At 59.2% G+C, this 23,724-nt stretch carries 28 protein-coding genes and 1 tRNA gene; 12 read left to right on the top strand and 17 right to left on the bottom strand.

What is annotated here, in order from left to right; all coding sequences use genetic code 11:
- The first annotated feature begins 77 nt into the window (after positions 1-77).
- The 7 genes from QRN46_RS20375 (at position 78) to QRN46_RS20345 (ending at position 4,013) form a co-directional block, all read left to right on the top strand.
- The gene (locus QRN46_RS20375) at positions 78-962 is read left to right on the top strand and encodes an alpha/beta fold hydrolase (protein ID WP_011332879.1); all 885 of its coding nucleotides are present in this window, start codon (positions 78-80) and stop codon (positions 960-962) included.
- Positions 963-1,132: 170 nt separating this feature from the next.
- Positions 1,133-1,206 (top strand) — tRNA-Gly (locus QRN46_RS20370).
- 349 nt (positions 1,207-1,555) lie between these two features.
- Positions 1,556-2,290, top strand: coding sequence for a zeta toxin family protein (locus QRN46_RS20365; RefSeq protein ID WP_041475165.1), 735 nt, complete (start codon positions 1,556-1,558; stop codon positions 2,288-2,290).
- A complete protein-coding gene (locus QRN46_RS20360) occupies positions 2,278-2,445 on the top strand; it encodes a hypothetical protein (protein ID WP_167443763.1) in 168 nt (55 codons plus the stop codon). Before QRN46_RS20365 ends, QRN46_RS20360 begins: the two co-directional genes overlap by 13 nt.
- Positions 2,446-2,754: 309 nt before the next feature.
- Positions 2,755-3,159: a type II toxin-antitoxin system HicB family antitoxin gene (locus QRN46_RS20355; RefSeq protein ID WP_041475514.1), complete on the top strand. Its 405-nt coding sequence runs from the start codon at positions 2,755-2,757 to the stop codon at positions 3,157-3,159.
- Between the two features lie 44 nt (positions 3,160-3,203).
- On the top strand, positions 3,204-3,398 hold the full coding sequence (locus QRN46_RS20350; RefSeq protein WP_050761152.1) for a hypothetical protein: 195 nt from the start codon (positions 3,204-3,206) through the stop codon (positions 3,396-3,398).
- 216 nt (positions 3,399-3,614) lie between these two features.
- Positions 3,615-4,013, top strand: a complete 399-nt coding sequence (locus QRN46_RS20345) for a hypothetical protein (protein WP_238383026.1) — start codon at positions 3,615-3,617, stop codon at positions 4,011-4,013.
- Between the two features lie 78 nt (positions 4,014-4,091).
- Here the strand turns inward: QRN46_RS20345 and QRN46_RS20340 are convergent, their stop codons facing one another.
- Positions 4,092-4,460, bottom strand: a complete 369-nt coding sequence (locus QRN46_RS20340; protein WP_201816683.1) for a DUF6124 family protein — start codon at positions 4,458-4,460, stop codon at positions 4,092-4,094.
- 529 nt (positions 4,461-4,989) lie between these two features.
- Here QRN46_RS20340 and QRN46_RS20335 point away from each other — a divergent pair.
- A complete protein-coding gene (locus QRN46_RS20335) occupies positions 4,990-5,718 on the top strand; it encodes a class I SAM-dependent methyltransferase (protein ID WP_221615163.1) in 729 nt (242 codons plus the stop codon).
- Positions 5,719-5,758: 40 nt separating this feature from the next.
- Here the strand turns inward: QRN46_RS20335 and tam are convergent, their stop codons facing one another.
- Both tam and QRN46_RS20325 read right to left on the bottom strand, forming a co-directional pair.
- Positions 5,759-6,529: a trans-aconitate 2-methyltransferase gene (gene tam / locus QRN46_RS20330; RefSeq protein ID WP_285356817.1), complete on the bottom strand. Its 771-nt coding sequence runs from the start codon at positions 6,527-6,529 to the stop codon at positions 5,759-5,761.
- Between the two features lie 161 nt (positions 6,530-6,690).
- Positions 6,691-7,776 carry a type I restriction endonuclease gene (locus QRN46_RS20325; protein WP_011332871.1) on the bottom strand — a complete coding sequence of 362 codons (1,086 nt, stop codon included), beginning with the start codon at positions 7,774-7,776 and terminating at the stop codon, positions 6,691-6,693.
- 223 nt (positions 7,777-7,999) lie between these two features.
- Between QRN46_RS20325 and QRN46_RS20320 the strand changes: the two genes are divergently transcribed.
- Positions 8,000-8,410 carry a low affinity iron permease family protein gene (locus tag QRN46_RS20320; RefSeq protein ID WP_285356815.1) on the top strand — a complete coding sequence of 137 codons (411 nt, stop codon included), beginning with the start codon at positions 8,000-8,002 and terminating at the stop codon, positions 8,408-8,410.
- Positions 8,411-8,459: 49 nt separating this feature from the next.
- Here QRN46_RS20320 and QRN46_RS20315 read toward each other — a convergent pair whose 3' ends face one another.
- The 8 genes from QRN46_RS20315 to QRN46_RS20280 form a co-directional block, all read right to left on the bottom strand.
- Positions 8,460-8,963, bottom strand: coding sequence for a DUF4142 domain-containing protein (locus tag QRN46_RS20315; RefSeq protein ID WP_064383040.1), 504 nt, complete (start codon positions 8,961-8,963; stop codon positions 8,460-8,462).
- A gap of 75 nt (positions 8,964-9,038) precedes the next feature.
- Positions 9,039-9,194, bottom strand: coding sequence for a KGG domain-containing protein (locus tag QRN46_RS20310; RefSeq protein WP_285356812.1), 156 nt, complete (start codon positions 9,192-9,194; stop codon positions 9,039-9,041).
- Between the two features lie 118 nt (positions 9,195-9,312).
- Positions 9,313-10,662 carry a sensor domain-containing protein gene (locus QRN46_RS20305; protein WP_285356810.1) on the bottom strand — a complete coding sequence of 450 codons (1,350 nt, stop codon included), beginning with the start codon at positions 10,660-10,662 and terminating at the stop codon, positions 9,313-9,315.
- Between the two features lie 77 nt (positions 10,663-10,739).
- Positions 10,740-11,378, bottom strand: coding sequence for a LysE family translocator (locus tag QRN46_RS20300; protein ID WP_011332867.1), 639 nt, complete (start codon positions 11,376-11,378; stop codon positions 10,740-10,742).
- 60 nt (positions 11,379-11,438) lie between these two features.
- A complete protein-coding gene (fos, locus tag QRN46_RS20295) occupies positions 11,439-11,855 on the bottom strand; it encodes a fosfomycin resistance glutathione transferase (RefSeq protein ID WP_285356808.1) in 417 nt (138 codons plus the stop codon).
- Positions 11,856-11,859: 4 nt separating this feature from the next.
- Positions 11,860-12,579 (bottom strand): PA3715 family protein, encoded by a 720-nt coding sequence (locus QRN46_RS20290; RefSeq protein ID WP_011332865.1) that lies wholly within the window; start codon positions 12,577-12,579, stop codon positions 11,860-11,862.
- Positions 12,580-12,614: 35 nt separating this feature from the next.
- Positions 12,615-13,352, bottom strand: coding sequence for a PA3715 family protein (locus QRN46_RS20285; protein ID WP_285356806.1), 738 nt, complete (start codon positions 13,350-13,352; stop codon positions 12,615-12,617).
- 20 nt (positions 13,353-13,372) lie between these two features.
- Positions 13,373-14,284 carry a LysR family transcriptional regulator gene (locus QRN46_RS20280; protein WP_285356804.1) on the bottom strand — a complete coding sequence of 304 codons (912 nt, stop codon included), beginning with the start codon at positions 14,282-14,284 and terminating at the stop codon, positions 13,373-13,375.
- Between the two features lie 79 nt (positions 14,285-14,363).
- On the opposite strand from QRN46_RS20280, the gene QRN46_RS20275 reads away from it, so the two are divergent.
- Positions 14,364-14,852, top strand: a complete 489-nt coding sequence (locus QRN46_RS20275) for a DMT family transporter (protein WP_201816712.1) — start codon at positions 14,364-14,366, stop codon at positions 14,850-14,852.
- A gap of 34 nt (positions 14,853-14,886) precedes the next feature.
- Here QRN46_RS20275 and QRN46_RS20270 read toward each other — a convergent pair whose 3' ends face one another.
- The 4 genes from QRN46_RS20270 to QRN46_RS20255 form a co-directional block, all read right to left on the bottom strand.
- Complete coding sequence (locus QRN46_RS20270) at positions 14,887-16,218, bottom strand: MFS transporter (protein ID WP_011332861.1); 1,332 nt, start codon at positions 16,216-16,218, stop codon at positions 14,887-14,889.
- 82 nt (positions 16,219-16,300) lie between these two features.
- A complete protein-coding gene (locus QRN46_RS20265; protein ID WP_285356800.1) occupies positions 16,301-17,227 on the bottom strand; it encodes a hydroxymethylglutaryl-CoA lyase in 927 nt (308 codons plus the stop codon).
- Positions 17,224-18,417, bottom strand: a complete 1,194-nt coding sequence (locus tag QRN46_RS20260) for a CaiB/BaiF CoA transferase family protein (RefSeq protein WP_285356798.1) — start codon at positions 18,415-18,417, stop codon at positions 17,224-17,226. Before QRN46_RS20260 ends, QRN46_RS20265 begins: the two co-directional genes overlap by 4 nt.
- A gap of 103 nt (positions 18,418-18,520) precedes the next feature.
- Complete coding sequence (locus QRN46_RS20255) at positions 18,521-19,429, bottom strand: LysR family transcriptional regulator (RefSeq protein ID WP_011332858.1); 909 nt, start codon at positions 19,427-19,429, stop codon at positions 18,521-18,523.
- A gap of 219 nt (positions 19,430-19,648) precedes the next feature.
- Between QRN46_RS20255 and QRN46_RS20250 the strand changes: the two genes are divergently transcribed.
- Positions 19,649-20,815, top strand: a complete 1,167-nt coding sequence (locus tag QRN46_RS20250; RefSeq protein WP_011332857.1) for an MFS transporter — start codon at positions 19,649-19,651, stop codon at positions 20,813-20,815.
- Here QRN46_RS20250 and yiaY read toward each other — a convergent pair.
- Positions 20,812-21,960, bottom strand: coding sequence for an L-threonine dehydrogenase (gene yiaY / locus QRN46_RS20245; protein ID WP_011332856.1), 1,149 nt, complete (start codon positions 21,958-21,960; stop codon positions 20,812-20,814). The genes QRN46_RS20250 and yiaY overlap by 4 nt on opposite strands.
- Positions 21,961-22,115: 155 nt before the next feature.
- Between yiaY and QRN46_RS20240 the strand changes: the two genes are divergently transcribed.
- Positions 22,116-23,135: a DUF4917 family protein gene (locus QRN46_RS20240; RefSeq protein ID WP_285356794.1), complete on the top strand. Its 1,020-nt coding sequence runs from the start codon at positions 22,116-22,118 to the stop codon at positions 23,133-23,135.
- Here the strand turns inward: QRN46_RS20240 and QRN46_RS20235 are convergent, their stop codons facing one another.
- Positions 23,136-23,678 carry a helix-turn-helix domain-containing protein gene (locus QRN46_RS20235; RefSeq protein WP_011332854.1) on the bottom strand — a complete coding sequence of 181 codons (543 nt, stop codon included), beginning with the start codon at positions 23,676-23,678 and terminating at the stop codon, positions 23,136-23,138.
- Between the last annotated feature and the right edge of the window lie 46 nt (positions 23,679-23,724).

Below are 23,724 nucleotides of genomic sequence, written 5' to 3'. Positions count from 1 at the left end.
GCATATGCCTACCTGTCACAAAGCTCGTGCAATCTCATTTGCGCGCATACCCGCTTGCTTGCCAGGAGTCTTATGACATGAGGCCAGAAATCGCTGTGCTGGATATACAGGGTCAGTATCGGGTTTACACGGAGTTCTATCGCGCAGACGCCGCAGAAAAGACCATCATCCTGGTCAACGGCTCGATGGCCACGACTGCGTCGTTTGCACAAACCGTGAAAAATCTGCACCCGCAATTCAACGTGGTCTGCTACGACCAGCCCTATGCGGGTAAGTCGAAAGTCCACAACCGCCACGAGAAACATCTGACGAAAGAAGTCGAAGGTCTGATCCTGCTGGAGCTGATCGATCACTTCGCCGCTGAACACGTGCTGTCGTTCTCCTGGGGTGGCGCTGCGACCATGGTCGCCCTCGCGCATCAGCCTCGGCGCATTGAAAAAGCCGTGATCAGCTCGTTCTCCCCGGTGATCAATGCACACATGCTTGATTACCTCGAACGCGGCGTCGAATGCCTCGGCAAACGCGACGGCGATCGGGTCGGCCACCTCGTCAACGACACCATCGGCAAACACCTGCCGTCGCTGTTCAAGCGCTTCAACTATCGCCACGTCAGCAGCCTGGCCGAGCACGAATACGGGCAGATGCATTTCCACATCAACGACGTGTTGCACAGCGATCGTCAGTGCTATTTGAACGCGGCGAAGAAAATCAACGTACCGGTGCTGTTCCTGAACGGCGAATGGGACGAATACACCGCCGCCGAAGATGCGCGCCTGTTCGGCAACCACGTCGCGCAGAGCACCTTCACCACCCTGCAGGCCACCGGGCACTTCCTCGACATGGAACACAAATCCGCCTGCCGGGACAGCCAGAACGCCCTGCTCGGTTTCCTGAAACCGGCGCAACAGGCCAGCCGAACGCGTTACCAGTTTGTCCAGGATCACCATGCATTGGCCATTTGAAACAGTGTCGTCGCGAGCAAGCCTGCAGGCCTGAGATTCAGCCGTCCTCCAGCCCGCAGCGCTTGCCCGCGATTGACCGATTTCGGCTCTGTTTCAAGACTTTCCGTAGTTCGCGTGCAAAGAAAACTTCAAATCCGTGGCCGAGTCTGGTACAAAGTCAGCCGCTCTGAGCGGGTGTCGTATAATGGCATTACTCCAGCTTCCCAAGCTGATAACGAGGGTTCGATTCCCTTCACCCGCTCCAATCGAATTTATGTCCTGCGTCGTGGTTTGACGGGGGATACGCAAACAGAAAAAACCGGCCTTGATGGCCGGTTTTTTTGTGTCTGCGTTTTGAGGTCAACTGCTTGTTCGGCAAAGAACAATTCAGAAACACACCGTTGATTGCAGTTACGGTACGCCTCTCTACTCTTCATTCTCTCCAACCACAAGAAACACAATTTGCTCAAAGGAATGATCCATGAGTACGGTTTCCCATCAAGATTCTGACCGATTGGAAACCACTACACTGCGGTAAATACAGAGCGCAAACCGTAAATGGCCTTTTAATCGAAGAGGGTTCACATCCAGTGCAGGAAGACAAAAGGCTTGGAATGACGGATGAAGAACAGGCCATCTGGGACGATGCGATCAGGTTCGCACGATCAAACAAGAAGGTTATTGGCAAGCGACTCACGGATCAGACCCGGTATCCGCCCGAAAAAGAGCCTGTTTCAGTTTTCATGGCTGGATCGCCGGGCGCTGGCAAGACAGAGGCATCATTAGCCCTGCTGAACCTTTTCTCTGATACGCCGATCCTGCGAATCGATCCAGACGACCTCAGAAACGAATTTGAAGCCTATCAAGGTGGCAATGCCTGGCTTTTCCAAGGCGCCGTTTCAATTCTGGTAGGAAAGCTGATTGATCTTGCCCTGGATCGAAAACAATCTTTCCTGCTCGACGGGACGCTTTCGAATATAGAAATCGCAAGGAACAATGTGCGGCGTTGCCTGGACAAGGGGAGATTTGTACAAATTCTCTATGTCTATCAAGACCCCAGGCTTGCCTGGTCCTTTGTCAGGGCTCGTGAGGAAGCCGAAGGACGCAGAATTCGACCGGAGCATTTCGTCGACCAATATTTTGCAGCACGTGACGTGGTAAACACGCTTAAGCTAGAGTTTGGCAAGGATCTTCATGTCGATCTGCTTGTGAAGCACATTGATAATTCTGGCCGCCTCTACAAGGCTGGCGTTGACAAGATCGACTACCATATCCCAGAGAAGCATACGAGACACGACCTGATGGCCATGCTTGGGATAAATGACGGAGCAACCCCATGTTTTCCATGAAACTCGGATCCCCAAAGGAGTCCACGAGTCCATTCGCAGACTTCATTCGTAATGCGAAATCGGAAGAAAAAAAGCGCGTTTACAGTGAAGTGCTAACCGAAGCCACCAAAAAACAGAATGAAGTGATGCTGGCTGCACGTGAAAAGCAAGCCTGATTACTTTCCAAAATTGCCCGGCCAAGTGCCGGGCTTTTTCATTCTGACGTTGGCGTGGTTCTCAAGCTTTTGCACGAAAAGAATATGAGAGTCTCGCGCGGATCATTACAGGGGAGAAATTCAGTAGACCGGCGTAGATGGCCGTTTTTTGAGGCCTGATGTCTAATGACACGCAAGCTAGTTTTGAACCATTCAGAAACAACACGTTGATTGAATTCCCCCCGTGTGCGCTTACGCTCCTGACAATCAGCCACTCATGTCGTGAGCGCTCCTATGTCGAAGCGTTCGGCCCCAAGGGAAATGATCCGCATGCTTTATCCAATCGCAATATCCCCCAGCGAAGGCGACTCAACATGGGGTGTTGAAGTACCAGACCTCCCCGGTTGTTTCTCCGCCGGAAACGATCAGGACCATGCGTTGGAAATGGCCAAAGAAGCGATAGAAATCCACATCGAGATTCTCGCTGAGAGCGGTGCAGTGATACCTGCCGCCAGCAAGATCAGTAACCATGTTTCCGATCCGAGGTTTGCAAACTGCGTATGGGCGTTGGTGGATGTGGACATCAGTCAGTGCCTGGGGAATACGCAAAAGGTCAACATCACACTCCCAGGCTATTTGTTGAGCCGCATCGACCTTCACGTCAGCCAGCATCCGGAGGAAAAGAGTCGTTCCGCGTTTTTGGCTTCGGCTGCGTTGCGTATGTTGAGTTCGTGAATAATCTCGACCCCGATGGATCTGATCTGCACGGAGAATCTGCAATGAACAGCGAAACCATCCGTAACCGAAAAGACCTGAACATTGCATTTGCTCGGATGGAAAAGCTCTGGGGGGCTGAACCCGGATCATCCGATGGAAATGAACTGGAAAACCTCGCAGTGCTTATCGAGCAATATGAGAAGGAGCACTACCCGATGCCCACTGAAAAGAACGACATCCGAACGAACGACCAGTAATCCTGTAGGAATCGCCGCACACAAACATGGCGTGATGCTCGCCATGTTTTCAGACGTTTCCCAGCGACCAGTCCTTGAGACTCCGCTAGCATTCGCACACCCAAGAGGACGCTTGGGGTTAACGGATGTACTCAACAAGGACGATTCATGCTTTCTTCCGCATGCTTGGGCGATAAACACGTTTTTTCATTACCAGGACATGGGGAGATGTAGTCCGTGTCCACGAATGCAAGTAAGCGACGCCCGCTCTATATCGTCATGCGGGTACTTATTTTGGCGGTGTTGACGTATCTGGTTTGGTACGTCGCAGTGCCACGCGTCGAGATTGATTTCTCGAAAGAAGGCACAGGTGATTTGAGGTTTGTGCTGAATACGCAAAATGAGATCTTTCGCGGAAACCTTGCCCCCGGAGAGTCTACGGGCGGACCAGGGGATCTGTTTCCCGATGATGATTTTTTTATGGAATTTGATTGGCGTAATTCCGGGCAAAACCATTGCATCAAGATCACCCCGAAATGGCCCACGACTAAAATTCATATCGGGAGCAATGGCGAGGTTGACCGTAGCGCTGGCAGTGGCACTGATGTCGATCAGCTGGAGCCCTGCGCACCTTGAAGGAGAAAACCTTCGTAAAGTAAAACCGGCTCAATGAGCCGGTTTTTTTATGCCTTCTGAAACATTGCATCAACGCAGTTAACTCTTCACCTCAACATGATCCAGCGCTTGATTCACCGCCAATTCACCCAGCATCACCAGTTGCGCAATGCCTATCGCGGTTCTGCGGTGGGCGGGGTCGAGGGTGGCGGCGAAGTTGTTGAGCATCTCGGATGCCGAGCCCAGTGATTCGCTGGCGTTGGCCAGCAGGGATTCGGTGTCGTAGGCCGGGTTGGCGAAGTACATCGGATCGGGCTGGTTGGTCGTGCCCATGACATGGGCGCCGGGGCAGAGGTAATGATCGAGGGCGCGGTTGGCGGCGTCGTGGAGTTTTCTGCAGTCGATCGAGACGTACGGGGATGTTGGGTCGGTTTCGACTTCGGGGGGATTCGGGGTTGGCTTCTTCATAATGGCTTCTTTCTAGTCGATAGGTGGAGCTGACCTACTCGGTTCCAATCGAAGAGGTGGCAGCTGTACACGAGTTGGAACCCGGGCGAAAAAAGCCAAAAGCCCGACAGACTCGAAGTCTCTCGCGCACAGCCGCCATAACAGTGTGCACACCATGAAGGCAGGCAAGCATACGTCATGAAAGCTGCTTTTGCTTTTTTGGGAAGTCGCCGGGGTTCCAATCCCGATCGCCGATTCATCAGCGACCCTCACAGGCTAGAGCCCGCACTTCCGACGGACAACCTGAAAACCTTGTGGGAAGGTTCAGTAAACAGGGCTAACGCTTTAAACATCCTGAATCGAAAAACCACATTTACAGATCCCCAACACTCCCCCGGTTCTCACACTCGCCACGACCCGCTAGCATTTCCCCATCGCCCACCACCCTCCCCCTGCGCGGCCATCGACGAATACGCGCCATCACGTTTCGAGGGATTCAAAACCGTGGCCTGCGAGCCACCCAAATCAAATTCAAAAGAGCATCAAATCCATGACCCAGAACATCTACGACGACCCCGAATTTTTCCAGGGCTACAGCCAGATGAACCGCTCCATCGGCGGCCTCGATGCCGCGCCGGAATGGCCTGCGCTGAAAGCCTTGTTGCCCTCCCTGCACGGTTTGCAGGTGGTGGATCTGGGCTGCGGCCACGGCTGGTTCTGCCGCTGGGCCAGCGAACACGGCGCTGCCCAAGTGCTGGGGCTGGATGTCTCGGAGAAAATGCTCGAGCGGGCGAAGGAAACCACCTCGGCCGCAAACATCCGCTACGAACGTGCCGACCTGGAACACCTCGACTTGCCTGCATGCACTTACGATCTGGCCTACAGCTCACTGGCCCTGCACTACATTAAGGATCTCTCGGGGCTGTTTACCAAGCTGCATGCGGCGCTTAAACCCGGTGCGCACTTTGTGTTTTCCATCGAGCACCCGATCTTCATGGCGCCGCGCCATCCGGGCTGGTTGATCGACAGCGAGGGCCACAAGCGCTGGCCGCTGGACAGTTATCAGATGGAAGGCGAGCGAGTTACGAACTGGCTGGCCGACGGTGTGATCAAGCAGCATCGTACGGTCGGCACGCTGCTTAACGCGCTGATCGACGCCGGATTCACGATTCAACACGTCAATGAATGGGGCCCGAGTGACGCGGAAGTGGCCGCACAACCGGCCCTCGCGGAAGAGCGTGAGCGACCGATGATGATGCTGGTCGCCGTACAGCGCTGACCGCAAAAGAAAGGGCCGATCAAATCGGCCCTTTTTCGTATCAACGTGTGGCGACAATGAACAACCGTGGAAACGGCAACAGCACCGAACCATCCGCCAGCGCCGGATACGCCTTCGCGACCTCCGCCAGATAGTGCGCCAGATACTCCGCCCGCTCCGCATCCGTCAGCGGACTGAGAAACGGAATCAAACCACTCCCCTTGAACCACTCGACAACGCCGGAAGCCCCGCCCGCCAACTGATGGTGATAGGTGGTGCGCCACACATCGACCCGCGCACAATGCGGCCGCAGCATCGAGAAATAGGCACTGGCATCCGCCATCTCGGTCCGCTGCCCCGCCGCGTCCGCCAGTTTGCTGGCCCACGGCCCGTTGGCCGCCACTTCACGCATCAACCGATGGGACGGCTCGTTGAGGTTGTCCGGCATCTGAATCGCCAGGCTGCCGCCCTGCGCCAACTTGCCCGCCAGTGCCGGCAGCAACGTCGCGTGATCCGGCACCCACTGCAAAACGGCGTTGGCAAAGATCACATCGAATGGCCCCGCATCCGCCCATTTATCGATGTCCGCCACCGCGAACTGCAACTGCGGCAGACGCTTGCGCGCGGCGTCGATCATGTCCGGCGAACTGTCGAGCCCCTGCACTTTCGCCCCCGGAAAACGCTCCACCAGAAGTTCGGTCGAGTTGCCCGGACCACACCCGATATCCACCACGGAACGCGCCTCGGGCGTGGGAATCGCCGTCAGCAAGTCGCGGGCCGGGCGGGTGCGTTCATCTTCGAAAGTGACGTATTGCTTGGCGGACCAGGTCATTGCGTTCTCCTGTCAGGACTTTTGCAGTGGTTCGCTACGATACATCGACTCCCTGCGCATCCCCTATCCGACTTAAGACGTGACGGCGGCAAGCACCTTTTTCGCGGACTTCGCTTGCTTAAAAAAACCGGCCGATGGCCGGTTCTTTGGAAAATCCCACACTAGTCGTAATAGCCCACGGTCTTTTTCAACTGATCTGAATACTCGTAGATATCATCCACGGAATTAATGGGATGGCGAGTTTCGTTTTTCTCCTCGTCGAAAATGCCAATGTACTTCTGCGAACGGTTGAAATGCAGGCGGCAAATCGGCTTTCGGTTGTTATCGTCCAGCAGGATGCCAAAGTAGCTCTGTGTATCGCGCTGAACGATTCGTTTGGCATCGACCACAGATCGAACCAATGCACGAACAATGTGATACCCCTCCAGTTCCTCCAGAGTGGTCAAAACCTTATCGTCGGACTCGTCACGGGGATCCACCGGATCCGTCCCTCCAGACGCGGCCGGAATAGACGCCAGAGCCGGCTGGATCGCACCACTCATGGCTGACTTGAGGCGGTCATTGATCTGGTCGTTGAGAAATTGAACGACCGCTTTCCTCGTCAGTTCATGAAACTGTTCCCGCACCTTCTGCGTAATAACCCCGTCGTAGACTCGCGAAGCAAACACTTTGACGAAATCGTCATCCGGCTTGCTGACCTGCGAGGCGATGACCTTTTTGATCTGGCTGACGTACTTCAACTCACCCGCCGCGTTGATGATCGAATCAACGTCGAACGCAGACTTGGTGAGCTTGATGAGTTCTGGCACCGAATACTCATCGATATCCAGAAGATCCAGTTCAAGGAAGGGCTTCTCATCCATCTTGTTCGGCGCATCCAGATCAGTGAAGAACTTATAGACCTGGCCGTTGGTGAGGATGGAGATTCGGGCACTGGTAACGTGGAAATAACGAAACAGCTGCGAGGCGTGATTGATGTGCAGTGGCTCGCCGATTTTCTTGCACTCGATGAGGATCTGCACTTCGCCCTCTTTCATGATGGCGTAATCGATTTTTTCGCCCTTCTTCGTGCCGATATCGCAAACAAATTCCGGCGTCACCTCTGTCGGGTCGAATACGTCGTAACCCAGAACAGTACTGATGAAGGGCATGACAAACGCGTTTTTTGTCGCCTCTTCTGTCTGGATTGCAGCGCTCTGCAACCGAACTTTGGCGGCAAGACTGGTTAACTTTTCGAAGAATTCCATGAGCGGCCTCTGACTGGGTTTCTATCCGTGCACTCGCATGCTGGCAAATTGACTGCCATTTGATCCTAGACGCAAACCCACACAAAGAAAGTTCCCACTTCCAAAAGCGTTCAAAACCGTGACCTGGAGCAGTCAAATTTCAAAGACAGCAAGTCTCTGTCAGTAGAATTTTCACACCACCCCCGATGTCTGAATTTCAAGCGCCCCCACAAGGAACACAGCCATGAAATTCGCAAAGATCTCCCAGACGCTCGCCCTCTGGGCCGGCAGCCCCAAGACGTTCATGGGGGCGTTGATTCTGATCGGGCTCTGGGGGTTGAGCGGGCCGATTTTCGATTACAACGATACCTGGCAACTGATCATCAACACCTCGACCACGATCATCACGTTCCTGATGGTGTTCCTGATCCAGAACACCCAGAACCGCGACACTGACATCCTGCATTTGAAACTCGATGAACTGCTGCGGGTGAACAAGCAGGCGCAGAACGCGATGCTCGGGCTGGAGTCGCTGGATCTCAAGCAGCTGGAAGCGTTGCGTCGGCATTACCGGGCGATGGGTGAGAATGAGGTGTTTGACCTGCAAGGTCTGGGGGACAAGAGCAAGCCGAAGCAGGATCTGAATGAATGCTGACAGGCAAAAAAAACGGCGCTAAAAAAGCGCCGTTTTCATTGCTGCGGATTCAGCGACTGGCCTGAAGGGCCCGGGCCATTTCCAGATGACTCTGCAATTTCGGCAGGGTCTCGTCGGCAAACGCCTTGATCTCCGGCACGTCAGTGGTCTGAGCCTCCTGCTGGATCTGCTGAATGGCCTCTTCCGTGGCTTTGACCTGGCTGGCGGCGTAGGCCTGATCGAAGCTGGCGCCCTCTTTGACCTCCGGCATCAAAGTCTTGGCCTTGTCGGCGACTTCTTCGCGGGGTGCAACCGGCAGGTCCAGTTTCTTGGCGATTTTCGCCAGATGCTGATTGGCGGTGGTGCGGTCGTTGATGACCTGGATGGTGTAGTCCTTGACTTCTTTGGACTCGGCCTTGCTGTGCGCCAGACGACTGGCCTCGATGTCGGCCATGCCTTTGGCCGAGGCTTCGTTGATGAAGTCGGCGGGCGACTGGGCAAACGCGCTGCTGGCGAACAACCCCAGCAGGCTGACAAAACTGATGTGGCGTACTCGGGTGGCCATCCGGCTCATGGTCGCGCCCTCCTTCTGTGCAGATTCAAGCGGGAGCTTGCGCCCCCGCCTCTCAATCAAAACAACCTTCGCCGACTACTTCGATTTCTGAGCAGGCTTGCGGCCCATGTCGGTTTTAGGCTCTTTGTCGACAGTCGTGGTGGTGGTTTTCCCACCTTTGCGAACGGCTTCAGACGCCTTCGTTCGATCGTTGGCGAAGTTTCCCGAGTTCGAGTTTCTTGAGTTAGGCATGATTCTCTACCTCTTGGCATTGATCGTAAGCGAGCAGGTGCCCGCCTAGATTGAGAATTTCCTGACTGATAAAGGTTTAGAAAAGTTGCCGTCGCCGCGACGAACGGTGACCCGCCGATCAGCTGTCCAGCCTTTTATGATTCTGCCGTTTGGCGGCGTACATCACCTGGTCGGCGTGACGAAACAGTTGCTGTTCCTCATCACCGTGCTCGGGATAACGGGCCACGCCGATGCTCGGTTCGATGTGCAGGTTGTGCCCGTCCAGGCGCATGGGTTGCACCAGTACCTGTCGGATTTTTTCCGCGACACCGTCGGCATCGTCGGCGGCGTGGACGCTGTGCAACAGCACCACGAACTCGTCGCCGCCGATCCGCGCCACGGTGTCGGTCTCGCGCACGCAGCCCTTGAGCCGGTTGGCCACCGCCTGCAACAGCATGTCGCCGACCCCATGGCCAAAGGTGTCGTTGACCTGCTTGAAACGGTCCAGATCGACGTAAAGCAGCGCCATGTGCCCGGACCGCTCCCGGGCGCAGGTCAGCGCAGCCTTGAGGCGTTCACGCAGCAATTCGCGGTTGGGCAACTGGGTCAGTTGATCGTATTGCGCCATGCGCCGCAGGCGGGCGTGCAGTTGTTGGCGCTCGATGGCGGTGGCGACCTGGGCGCAGACGTATTGCAGCAGTTCCTTGTCGCGTTCGGTGTAGCGCTCGCCGCCGGGCAGGCTTTTGACGATCAGCGCGCCAATGGTGCGGTCTTTCGAGCTCAGCGGTACGCCGAGCCAGCACGGCGATTGCTGCCCCGCCACCAGCGCAGCGAACTCCGGCGGCGCGTGGGGGCAATCCGGGGTCAGGAGGATTGGCTGGCCGCTGCGAATCACTTGCGCGCACAGGCGTCCGGTGACAGTGCCGGGTTGCTCTGGTTGCAACTCGTCATCGTCGACGTGATAGGGGAAATTCAGCTGCGCGCAATGCTCGTCGTACAGCGCCACGGAGAAGTTCAGCGCCGGCAGCCACTCGCCGATGATCAGGTGAATGCGCTTGAACAGCGCCAGCAGATCCTCCGCCGCATGCGCCGCTTCGGAGATCGCGTACAACGCCGCCTGACGGGATTCGGCGAGTTTCCGTTCGGTGATGTCCCGGGCCACGGCGATGCGCAGTTGATCGACTTCCGACCAGCGCGCCGACCACAGGATGTGCACGACGCTGCCGTCCTTGCGCACGTAGCGGTTTTCGAAATTGTGCTTCGGCTCGCCGCCCATGATGTCGCTCGCGGCGGCCAGGGTGCGCTCACGGTCGGCCGGGTAGACGTAATCGATCATCGACTGACCGATCAGTTCGTCAGGCGTGTAGCCGAGAATCCGCTCGCAGGCCGCACTGACAAAAACGAAGCGACCTTGCTTGTCGACCGCGCAAACGGCGTCCAGCAACAGATCGATGTAACTCGCCAGCGGCGCGGAATTTCGGCTTTCCATGGTTCAGCGTGGGTGTCCGGGCAATGCAGCACTGTTCAACCATCCATGACCTCGACCTCGCATCCCTGCGACTGTTTTCAAGCCTTGTTCGGTATCAGCCCTGGCAGCGCATGCACCAGCGCGTTGATGGCAAAACCGATGAACATGATCCCGCACAACCGGGTGATCGCCAGTTCATGACGCTGGTACAACGTACGCACCTGGCGCGCCCCGACGATGCCAATGAGGATAGCGTAGGCGAGCAATCCGCCGAGGAAACTCAAGGCGATCAGCATCGGCAGCATCGACCAGTTGAGCAGTTCGGCGCGGCTCGACAGCAACGCAGTGAAGGTCGCCACCGCCACCGGGTAGGCCTTGGGGTTGGTCAGGCCGAACAGAATGCCGTGCCAGAACGGCTGACGCGCCGCGCCCTGGGGCTGCTCGCCGTTACTGCGTTTGGCCCGCACTGCACGCCAGCCGAGCCAGAACAGGTACAGGCCGCTGAGCACACCGAGCACATCGAAAGCGGTGCTGCCGATTTCCCGGGCGCCGACAATCGCGATCAGCGCGGTGCTACACCAGATCACATCGCCCAGCAGATGCCCGCACAGAAACCCCGCCCCGGCCCGCCGCCCGCGCGCGGCGCCGATGCCGAACACCGCTAGCACACCCGGCCCCGGCGTGATGCCGTAAATGAAACCCGAAGCCAGCACGGCCATTAGCAACGATGGAGTCATGGAAAACCTGCAAGTCCCGGAAAACGTGGCCGCCAGTCTATATCAGCGATTAACGGATGATCACGGCTCGTTGAAAAAACCCATGCCCGCGTAGGGCTTTTGCCGACACGCGGCCAGTCGCGAGGCCAGATCGCCGACGTGGGCTTCGAGTTTGTGCCCGTCCGGGTCGAGAAAGTAGAACGACGCGCCTTCGCTGCGGTTATCGCGCCATTCCCGCACGTTGGCGGCGCGAAGCAGTTGCACGAACAGCGGGAAATCCGCCGCGCCAATGCTGAAGGCGTAGTGGGTGTAGTCGGCGGCGGGCTCGGGATGGCGCTTCGGATCGAGGGACAGGCACAACCACAGGCCCGGGAGCGACAGGTAGGCACCGGCGTCCCAGGTGGCCTCGACTCGCAGCTTCAGCACGTCGCGGTAGAACGCGAGGCTGCGGTCCAGGTCGGTGACGGCGAGGGTCAGGTGGTTGAGGCCGGTGAGCATCGGGTCAGTAACCTCTGAGGTCTTCGGGGATGAGGTATTGCTTGCCGTCGTAGGTCAGGGTGATTTGGGTTTTCTTCAGGTCGGTGGTTTTGGAAACGCACTCTTTGCCTGACTGGGTCGAGGTGTACACCACACCACTTGAGGAGACGATCAGATCAGCGAACCCGTTATGGCTGGACGAGCCGATTTCCACTGTCCTGAGGATTTTCGTGTCCTTGGTTTCGCACTCCCCGCTACCCTCGCCAAATTCTTTCCGAATGACCAGACCTTCCAGCACCGGTCGCAACTTGCTGCCTTCGCGCACATACAGCGCCAGATCGGTTTTCGCGTAGGGGTTGGCTCTTGAGAGACGGTCGGCGAAATCCGAACGCAGGCCAAAGGCACGAACGTCCGACGCCAGACGGTATCGCGCGGTATCGATCTTCAAGTCATCGAAGCGGATCGCGTCGGAGTTATAGGCTCCAGGCTTGACGTAATTCGCCAAAGGCTTGGCATTCGAGGCGTTGAGGAGCGACAACTCAAGATCGAAAACGCCGTCGTGATCACCTTCGGAGTCGGACACGAAGGTAGATTTTGCCGAGATCGCCTTTTCCGGGAAGGCCGGCCACACTTTGCAGCGTGACAGGGAGTGACCGTCGAATTTCTTGATCTCACAGGCGGCGTGGGCCTGAGTGGTTACGGCCAGGAAGCCTAGGACGATGAGAAGTCGGGTTGGGGTAAACATTGTTCTTCCTTGAATTAAGTCGCGTTGGTTCTGTATCACTCGATGGCTTTGAAACCTTTAGGCAAGACGTAGGATTTTCCGTCGTAGTGAAGGGTCGTCAGCACAGGTTTAGCGGTTGTGGTTTTCTCATCACAAGTGTCTGGATCGCCTTTGCCAACAGTACCCGTAGTCACCGATTTGACGATCAAGTCGGCGTAACCATGAGAACTGGTCTTTCCAATCTCGATCGTGCGCAGGGTGCTCGCACGTTCTCCCGAACAATTTCCATCCCACTCTCCGTTGTAGCCATACACCACAAGCCGATCCAGTACGGGGCGTAACGTGTTGCCCTCTTTCACGTAAAGGGACAGCGAAGTCTCATCCATGGGATTGACGCGGGAGGAGCCTTTGAAGACAACCCGAACACCAAAGGCCCGAATTTCAGGGGTCAATTTGTAGCGCGCGGTATCGAATTCCAAACTGTCCAGCGCGAAGGCATCGGACTGGAATGCAGAAGGCTTGTGATAGGTGGCCAGAGGCTCCGGCCCCTCGACCGAGACAACAGAGAGAGCAAGATCGTAACTGCCGACATCACCGGTTTTGCCATAAACCGGATCCGGCGCAAATTTAGAGACAGCCTTGAGCGTCAAGCCAGGATAAGCGGGCCACGCCTTGCACACTGAAAAGTCCCGCGCGCCCGTCACCGGCGCAGGCACACAATCAGCCAACACCTGCCCCGCCATCAACGCCCCACACAGCGCCACCCAACCAACGACCCCAGACTTCACTGTCACGCCCCGCTCCTTGATGTTTGTCAGCCGCGCACTATCCCCTGCTCAATCCGCCGATTCAACCAGTTCAACGCCTGATCCCCGCCCCGCCGCTTGTGCCACGCCGAGACAAACGTGAACGGTGCAATTTCAAACGGCGGCGGCAAGACGATCAGCGATTGGTCATCCACCTCGTTCAACGCCCGCGAAGCCACGGTCAGGATCAGATCCGTGCCGCTGATGAACCGCGGCGCAACGCTCCAGTGCGGCAGGCTGATGGCGACGCGGCGGCGTTCACGCAGGGCGGTCAGGGTGCGTTCGATTTCCGGGGTGCCGCTGCCGCGCATTTCCAGCAAGACATGGGGACGGGAGAGATAGGTTGGCAAGTCGAGAACACCTCCGGCGGGAAGGCTCTGACGATCCAGGAGGCAGACGTAGCGCTCTTCGAACAACGGCGTGCTGCGCAGTTCGCCGGGCAGTTCGGGCAGTACGCCGGCAGCAAGGTCGATGTCGCCGTTGAGCAGGCCTTCGACCATGCCTTCGCGGCTGGCGTGGCTGATTTGCAGGTCGATGCCCGGTGCTTCTGCGCGCAAGGTGCGAATCAGCCCGGGCAGGATGAGCGCCGCGCCGTAGTCCGACATCGCGAGGCGAAAGGTCCGACGGGCGCTGGTCGGATCAAAGGTGTTCGGCGCCAGCAGCGATTGCACTTGGGCCAGGGTTTCCGCCAGCGGCGCCGCCAGCTCCAACGCCCGCGCGGTGGGGACCAACCCCGAACCGGCCCGCACCAGCAGCGGATCGTCGAGCAAGTCACGCAGACGCGCCAACGCATGGCTGACCGCCGGTTGACTCAGGTGCAGACGCTCGGCAGCGCGGGTCACGTGTTGCTCGGTGAGCAAGGCGTCGAGGATCACCAGCAGATTGAGGTCGATGCGGCGCAAATCATTCATTCGATGCATGTTCCGGATACCAAAACAGAATTTAAATCTGCTCGACGAATACCCTAGAGTCCAGCAAAATCTTTGCCGGAGAACAATCATGGGAACGATGCAGTGGGTCGGATGGCTGCTGTTGGCGGTATTCGCCGGGGCGGTGGTGCCGTTTCAGAGTGCGATCAACATCAATCTGGCGCGGGGGTTGGGGCATCCGCTGTGGGCGACGTTCACCTCGCTGGTGGTGAGCGTGCTGGTGTTATTGCCGGTGATTGTCGCCCTGCGCCTGCCGTTACCGTCACTGGCCCTCGCCAGCAAGCTGCCGCTGTGGATGTGGACCGGCGGCGCGTTCGGAGTGTGCTTCGTCGCATTGGCGGTGGTGTTGCTGCCGAAGCTGGGGGCTTCGGGATTTCTGGCGCTGGCCCTGGCCGGGCAAATGATCACGTCAATCGTGCTGGATCACTTCGGCCTGTTCGGGCTGGTAGAGAAACATCTGACGTTGCCGCGCCTGTTCGGCGCGCTGTTGTTGATGGCGGGAGTGGTGCTGATCCAGTTTGGTGACTCGGCCGCCAGGTCCTTGGCACCGGCGGGCTGATCGTTCGCGTGATCGGAACGACCAGCCCGCAACCTCAGTACTTGTCGAGTGTGCGCAATTTCTGCGGCAGCCCCCACAGCAGCAACGCCGCCGCGATCAGTGCCGCCACACCGATGACATACAGTGCCGGTGTAGTACTGCCAGTCAGGTCCTTGATCCGGCCGACCATCACCGGACTGACGATGCCGCCGAACTGCCCCAGTGTATTGATCACCGCAATCCCGCCCGCCGCACCGGCCCCGGCACCCGCCAGCAGTTTCGGTGGCAAGGTCCAGAAGCTCGGAATCGACGCAATGATCCCGGCGCCCAACAAGCCAAGAGCGACGATCAAAAACGTGGTGTGGCTGGCAAAAATCCCCGCGCTGAAAAAGCCGATGGCGCCGACGATCACCAGCCCCGCGACAAACTTGCGCCGCTCACCCGTAGCATCGGACAGACGACCGATCACCACCATGCTGATCGCACCACAAATGTAAGGGATCGAGGTCAGCAGGCCGATCATCACCGGGCTCTCGGTGCCGGCACTGCGGATCAGTTGCGGAGCCCAGAAATTCAGGCCGTAGGACGCGACCTGGATCAGGAAGTAGATCAGCCCCAAAGTCAGGAAACCCGGAATCTTCAGCGCCGCCAGCAACGAGCCGCCGCTCTTGTGCGGTTCGTGATGGGCGATGCGGCTGGCCAACAGTTTTTTCTCTTCCGGGGTCAGCCAGTGAGCGTCCTCGATGCGGTCCTTGAGCAAGGTCAGTACCAAAAACCCGAGGCCGACACAGGGCACGCCACCGAGCAGAAACAACCAGTGCCAGCCGCGCATCTGCAACACGCCATCAAGGTGTTCCAGCACCAGTCCGGAGAACGGCGCACCGACCAGCCCGGCAAACGCCGAGGCCAGAAACAGCATTGAGGTGATGCGGCCACGGAAGTGCTGCGGGAACCACAGCGTCAGGTAATACAGCACGCCGGGGGCGAAACCGGCCTCCATCGCGCCGATCAGAAAGCGCAGCACGTAGAACTGCCATTCGCTGTTGACGAACACCATCAGCGCCGTCGCCACGCCCCAGGACATCATGATCCTGGCGATCCAGCGCCGCGCGCCAACCTTGTACAGCATCATGTTGCTCGGTACTTCGAACAGCACGTAACCGACCACGAACAGACCGGCACCGAGACCGTAAGCGGTGTCGCTCAGGCTCAGGTCGGCCTGCAACTGGAACTTGGCGAAGCTGATGTTGATGCGGTCGAAGAAGGCGAACAGGTAGCAGACCATGATCAACGGCATCAGGCGCCAGGCGACCTTGCTGACCAGGGCTTTTTCGGCATCGTGATCGACGGACGAGCTTGCGCCCGCCTCCATTACATTGAGGCTCATAGTTTTTTCTCCAGGCGGACTGCCGGTGGGCGTCCGATTGTTTTTGTTGTCTGGTTGGGGGTAAGTCAGTGAGCGTGTGACATCAGGTGGGCATCGGGTGCAGATCGCAATTGCGTCCGGCCTTGGCCAGTTGCCCCGGCACGTCGTGGCCCAGCAGCGCTGGCAAGCCACGGGATAGTTTCAGCAGCAACGGCAGATCGATGCCGGTGTGAATGCCGACTTCATCGCAGAGGTTGACCAGGTCTTCGGTGCAGATGTTGCCCGATGCGCCGGGCGCGAACGGACAGCCGCCGAGCCCGCCCAGCGCCGCGTCGAAACGCCGGGCGCCCGCTTCGTAAGCTGCCAGCACGTTGCACAATCCCAGGCCTCGGGTGTTGTGAAAGTGCAGAGTCAGATCCGCCGCCGAAACCCGCTGCAACACCCGCCGCACCAGTCGGTCGACCTGTCGCGGATTGGCCATGCCGGTGGTGTCGGCCAGGGAGATGCCCTGAATGCCGAGCTGTTGATAGGCCTCGACGATTTGCAGCACGCGGTCTTCGTCGATCCCGCCCTCGAACGGGCAACCAAACGTCGTCGCGATGCTGCCGTTGAGCCGCACGCCCGAGCCGCTGGCGAAAGTCACGATCTCGCCAAACGCCGCCAGCGAGGCTTCGCAACGCATGCGCATGTTCGCCAGGTTGTGGGTCTGGCTGGCGGACATCACCAGGTTCAGTTCATCGGCGCCAGCCTCCAGTGCCCGTTGCGCACCCTTGAGGTTGGGAATCAGTGCGACATAAATCACCCCCGGCTGACGCTGGATGCCCTTGAACACCTGCTCGCCATCGCGCAGGGCCGGGATCGCTTTCGGCGAGACAAACGAGCCGGCTTCGATGCGGCTGAATCCTGCCCGGGACAGTTGATCGATCAGGGCGATCTTGTCTTCGGTCTCGACCCAGGTCGGTTCGATTTGCAAGCCGTCCCGGGGCGAGACTTCCTGGACGATCAGGGTCTGCGAGTAATCGCTGATCATTGCACCACCCCCTGGTTTTTCAGGCGTTCGATGTCAGAAGCGGTCAGGCCGAGACCGGCGAGGATGCCATCGGTGTGCTGACCGAGGCCGGGGCCCGACCAGTTCACACCACCGGGGGTTTCCGAGAGTTTGGGCACGATGCCCGGCATCTTCACGGTCGCCCCGCCGGGCAACGCGGCGTCAAGCAACATGTCCCGGGCCTGATAGTGCGGATCGGCAACGATGTCGGCCACCGAGTAGATGCGGCCGGCCGGCACTTCGGCGGCTTCCAGCGCCGCCAGTACGTCATTGATCGGCAGGCTGCTCGTCCAGTGGGTGATGGCAGCGTCGAGCAGACCGCTCTTTGCGGCACGACCGTCGTTGTGGGCGAATTCTTCGGCTTCGGCCAGATCATCCCGACCGATCACCTGCATCAGGCGCTTGTAGATCGGGTCGCTGTTGCCGGCGATCACCACGTAGGCGCCGTCAGCCGTGAGGTAAGTATTGGAAGGTGCGATGCCCGGCAACGCGCCGCCACTGCGTTCGCGGACATGGCCGAGCATGTCGTATTCCGGCACCAGGCTTTCCATGACGTTGAACACGCTTTCGGCCAGCGACACATCGACAACCTGCCCGCCGCCCTGCCCGGTCTTGACCCGCAGCAGCGACATCAGCGCGCCGATCACCGCGTGCAGCGAAGCCAGTGAGTCGCCGAGGCTGACTCCGACCCGCGCCGGCGGTGAACCGGGAGTGCCGGTGGTGTAGCGAATGCCCCCCATGGCCTCGCCGATCGCACCGAAACCGGGGCGGTCACGGTAGGGGCCGGTCTGGCCGTAGCCGGAAATGCGCACCAGGGTCAGGTTGGGGTTCAGGCCGTGCAGCACGTCCCAGCCCAGGCCGAGTTTTTCCAGGGCGCCGGGGCGCAGGTTTTCGATGATCACGTCGGCATCGCGAGCCAGTTGCTTGACCAGCTCGATGCCTTCGGCGGATTTCAGATTGAGCGCCAAGGATTTCTTGTTGCGCGATTGCAGGTACCACCACAGCGACGTTCCTTCGTGCAGCTTGCGCCATTTGCGCAGCGGGTCGCCCTGACCCATGGCTTCGATCTTGATCACTTCGGCGCCGAATTCGGCAAGCATCCGCGCGGCAAACGGCGCAGCGATCAGGGTGCCGATTTCGATCACTTTGATCGCACTCAAAGGGGCAGTCATCGCGGGGTACCTCTTGTTCTTGGAATTGCGGCCAAGGCTAGAGGAACGTCATGGCTGCGATCCAGCCGTCACTCGGCAACGGCCGTTCGCCAAACGCGAACGCTCAGCTGGCTGCGCGCAAATGCTCGAACAGGATCCGGCTCACCGGCGACAACCCGGCCTCGTCACGCACCACCACGAGCAAGTCACGATCCGACCAGCCATCGGTCAGCGGCACCGCCTGCAGCCCCAGCGCCCGACCGAACAACTCATAAGCCCGCTGCGGCAGGATGCCGATGCCCATGTTGGCCTGCACCATCCGGCACACGGCATCGAAGCCCGGCACATGAATGCGGATGCGCAACACTTTGCCGGCCTGACGCGCGGCAGCGTGGGTGCGCATGTTGATCGAACTGGCGGCGTGCAGGCCGACGTAATCGCTGTCGAGGGTTTCACTGAACGCCACGGATTCGCGCACCGCCAACGGATGCTCGGGCAACATCACCACCACCAGTTTGTCCCGGCGATAGCGCACGCTGTGCAGGCCTTTGATGTCGCTGTCGCTGGAGCAGATGCCAAGATCCGCCACGCCATCGAGCACGCCCTGAACCACGCCGGCGCTGGGCCGCTCTTCCAGATCGGTCTTGACCTGCGGCTGGTGCGCGGTGAAATCGCGCAGGTCTTCGGGGAGAAACTGAATGATCGCCGACAGGTTCGCCAGCATCCGCACATAGCCGCGCACACCGTGGCTGTGCTCGCCCAGTTCAAGGCCCATTTTCTCGACGTTGAACAACATCTGCCGGGCGTGGTGCAACAGGGTTTCGCCGGCCGGGGTCAGGGTCATGCCCTTGGCCTGACGCACGAACAGGCTGATGCCCAGCGCTTCCTCCAGCTCCATCAAGCGCTTGCTCGCCGCCGACACGGCAATCGCCTCGCGGGACGCGGCACGGGTCAGCGTGCCTTCCTCGTGGACGGCGACGAACAGTTGCAGGGTGATCAGGTCGAGGCGGCGGATCAGGCTTTTTTGCAGCATGGCAAGCTCGATAACGTGGGTTCGTTGATCCCGGCAGGATAGCCGGGTTGCGCCCCGTGCAGACACTCAATTGCCTTGTATTCAACACTGGCATTGCCTTACAGGAAAAATTCCAGAAACACACAGCACTACCGGACGTAGCCGATGCTGGCCTGACGTATCATTCGCCTGGTTTTTTGCTGACCGACAGTGAACATCTCTGCCCCCCACGGACGACTCATGAACCCCAGCCTCATTCTGCTCATCACCTGTTCCACCGTGTTCCTCGCCCAGTTGGGCATGAGCATTTACCTGCCGGCGCTGCCACAGATCGCCAAGCATTTACAGGTCGATGCAACACAGGTGGCCTGGGGCTTGTCGCTGTACCTGATCGGCATGGCGCTGCCGATGCTGCTGTGGGGCAGTCTGGCGCAGCGCATCGGCCGCAAACCGGTGCTGCTCGCGGCGCTGGGGATTTATGGGCTGGCGAACCTGGCGTTGCCGCTGGGTGCGACGCTGGAATCGTTCCTGTTGCTGCGACTGCTTCAGGGGATCGGCGCCAGCGGCATTTCGGTGATGGCGCGGGTGCTGATTCGAGACAGCTTTCGGGGGGATCTGCTGGCGAAGGCGTTGTCGTGGATTTCGATTTCGTTCGTTGTCGCGCTCGGGATCGGGCAATACGCCGGTTCGCTCATTCAGGTGACGCTGGGCTGGCAGGCGATCTTTTATCTGCTGGGCGCGGTCAGCCTGTTGATGGCCGCGATAGTCTCGCGCCTGAGTTTCCCGAAACTCGTCGAAGCGCCCACAACCGCTTCGCCCTGGGAGGTCTATCGAACGATCCTGATCCATCGGGCGTTTCTGCTGCCGGCGCTTGCGGGCGGTCTGGGTTATGGCGTGATCATCGCGTTCAACAGCGCTGCGCCGTTGATTCTGCAAGGCCCGTTCAACTGGTCGGCGACCGCATATGGGTTGCTGGGCTGGCCGATCAGCGCCGCATATTTCCTGGGGGCGCTGGCGGTCAATCGCTTTGTGCTGCGTACCGGTCAGCACCGGCTGATGACACTGGGGGTCAGCCTGGTGATGGCCGGCACTGGCGTGATGCTGGCCGGCAGTCTGTTGGCCAGCTCGATGGCCTGGCTGCTCTGGCTGCCTTACTGCGTCGCCGTGTTCGGCCAGTCGCTGAACTATCCGATCAGCCTGTCACGGGCCAACGATGGTGCGCCGATTGCCGGCGCTTACGCGATGGCCCTGAGCGGTTTCATCCACCAATTGATGGCTGCACTGATCGGCGCGGTGGCCAGCCTGCTCGCCAGTCCGCAGGCATGGCCGCTATCGATGCTGTGCTGCGTTCTGGCATTTGGCGCGGTGCTCTGCACGAGGTTAACGCCCGATCATCAGCCCGCTTAAAACGCGCTGCGGAAAATCTCCTCGATCTGCCGCTGATCCGCCACTCGCGGATTGGTGAAGCCGCAGGCGTCTTTCAGGGCGTTGGCGGCGAGCACCGGGATGTCGGTGCACTTGGCGCCGAGATCACGCAGGCCACCGGGAATCTCCACGTCCCTGGCCAGGCAACGGATCGCGGCAATCGCGGCCTGCGCGCCCTCCTCCGGGCTGAAGCCACGAATGTCGGCGCCCATGGCGTGGGCCACATCGGTCAGGCGACCGGCACAGACCTGTGCGTTGAACGTCTGCACATGGGGCAGCAGCACCGCGTTGCAAACACCGTGGGGCAAGTCATAGAAACCGCCCAACTGGTGCGCCATCGCATGCACGTAACCGAGGGAGGCATTGTTGAACGCCATGCCGGCGAGGAACTGCGCATACGCCATGTTTTCCCGCGCCGCCAGGTCGCTGCCGTCGCGCACGACCAGGCGCAGGTTGTTGCTGATCAGGGTCATGGCCTTGAGCGCGCAGGCGTCGGTGATCGGGTTGGCGGCGGTGGACACATAGGCTTCGATTGCATGGGTCAGCGCGTCCATGCCAGTGGCGGCGGTCAGGCTTTTCGGCATGGCGACCATCAGCGCCGGGTCGTTGACCGACAGCAGCGGCGTGACGTTGCGGTCGACGATGGCCATTTTCACGTGACGGGTTTCGTCGGTGATGATGCAGAACCGGGTCATCTCGCTGGCGGTGCCGGCGGTGGTGTTGATGGCGATCAGCGGCAGTTGTGGCTTGGTCGATTGATCGACGCCTTCGTAGTCGCGGATCTGCCCGCCGTTGGTGGCACACAACGCAATGCCCTTGGCGCAGTCGTGGGGCGAACCGCCGCCCAACGACACCACGAAGTCGCAGCGACTCTCCTTGAGCAGCGCCAGCCCCGCCTCAACGTTGGCGATGCTCGGATTGGGTTTGGCGCCATCGAAGACCACCGAATCGATGTCCTGCATCGCCAGTTTCTCGGCAATCATCGTCGCCACGCCGGCCTTGGCCAGCCCGGCATCGGTGACGATCAGCGCCTTGCGAAAACCGTAGTTGCGGATCGCATTCATGGCTTCATCGAGGCAGCCGCTGCCCATGATGTTTACCGCGGGAATGAAAAAGGTGCTGCTCATGGCGCGTCTCCTGGCTGGGGCCAAATCGATGCTTGCAATTCGGCGGGTGCGCCAAGGATCGACCGATCGGTCACGGCGGATGTTGATCTGGCTCAATGCCCGCTCGTGATAAAGTCGCCGTCCATCTGCCCCTTTGTTTTGAGACGTGCCCTGCAATGAGCGATTTTCTGGATGTCGACGCCACCCTCGAAGACTGGAACGCGTTGCGCGCCACCACCGACTTCAGCGGTCTGTTGCTGGGTAACGGCGCCAGTCGTGCGGTATGGGACGATTTCGGCTACGACTCGCTGTTCGAAAACGCCCGTACGGTGGAAGAAAAACCGTTAAGCCAGTCGGAGCTGAGCGTGTTCGATGCGCTGCAGACGCGCAGTTTCGAGCAGGTGCTCGGCGCGCTGAAAACCACCAGTCGGGTCAACAAGGCGCTGGCCGTCAGCTCGGCCGCGCCGCGCAACCGCTACTACGCGATCAAGGAAGCGCTGATCAACACCGTGCACGCGGTACACATCCCGTGGCGGCTGATCGAAGCCTCAACCCTGACGACCCTGAACAGCGAACTGGCGCGTTATCGCACGGTGTTCACCACCAATTACGACCTGCTCAATTACTGGGCCCTGCAACATCAGGGCGAGGTCATCGACGACCTGTTCAACGGCCCCGATGCCAGTTTCGATCTGTGCGAAAGCCACACTGAAAAACCGCGTCTACTGTACCTGCACGGCGGTCTGCATCTGGTGCGCAACCAGGACGGCACGGCACGCAAGCTGACCGCCACCGAGGGCACGCTGCTCGGCAGTTTCGCGATCAACAACACGATCAAGACGCTCGATGATGTGCCGCTGTTCGTCAACGAAGGGCCGAGCGCCGACAAGCTCAAGAGCATCCGCAGTTCCGATTACCTGTCGTTCTGCTACGACCAGTTACTCGGTCACGGCGACAACCTGTGCGTCTTTGGCCACGCCCTCGGCGAACAGGACAGCCACCTCGTGCGCGCCCTGCGTCTGGCGAAACCGAAGACCGTGGCGATCTCGATCTACCCGCGCAGCGCGGCGTTCATCCAGCACCAGAAGCGCCACTACGCGAAGCTGTTCGAGGGCACGGGCGTCGAGTTGCGGTTCTTTGATTCCAAGAGCCATGCGCTGGGCCATCCGAAGCTGTCGGTACCGGTCGAGATCTGATCACTCCTCGCTGCTGTGCACCACCACCAGCAACTGCGCCTGCACTTCGCCCACTGAGCGGATGCGATGCGGCTTCTGCGCATTGAAGTGCAGCGCATCGCCCCGCTCCAGCAGCACCCGTTCGTTCACGAAGTCGACTTCGACCCGGCCCTCGTGGACGAACAGAAACTCCTCGCCCAAATGTTCCTTGAAGGTTTTGTCGGTGAATTCGCTCGGCGGATAAATGATGAACGGCAGCAGGCTGCGTTCGCTGACCTGATGGGCCAGCACCGCGTAGCCAGGGCTGTGGTCGTTGGCCGCCAGCGACTGGCGTTCGTGGCTGCGCACCAGGCTGTAGCCGTCGAGGCTGACGTTGTCTTCGGAGAACAGCTCCTCGACTTTCACGTTCAGCGCCTTGGCCAGTTTCAGCGCGGCGGCAATCGACGGTGTGTTCAACCCGCGCTCGACCTTCGACAGATAACTCTTGGTCATGCCGGATTTCTCGGCCAGTGCCTCAAGGGTTACGCCAAGTTTTTTTCTCAATAATTTCAAACGGATAGACATGCGAAGCGATTAATCCAGCAAAGGAAAGACGATTTGTCCTTGCCAA

The organism is Pseudomonas sp. lyk4-R2A-10 (assembly GCF_030209075.1).
Classification (GTDB): domain Bacteria; phylum Pseudomonadota; class Gammaproteobacteria; order Pseudomonadales; family Pseudomonadaceae; genus Aquipseudomonas; species Aquipseudomonas glycinae.
Note: the sequence above shows the minus strand (reverse complement) of the source record. Positions and strands in the feature narration are given on the sequence as shown.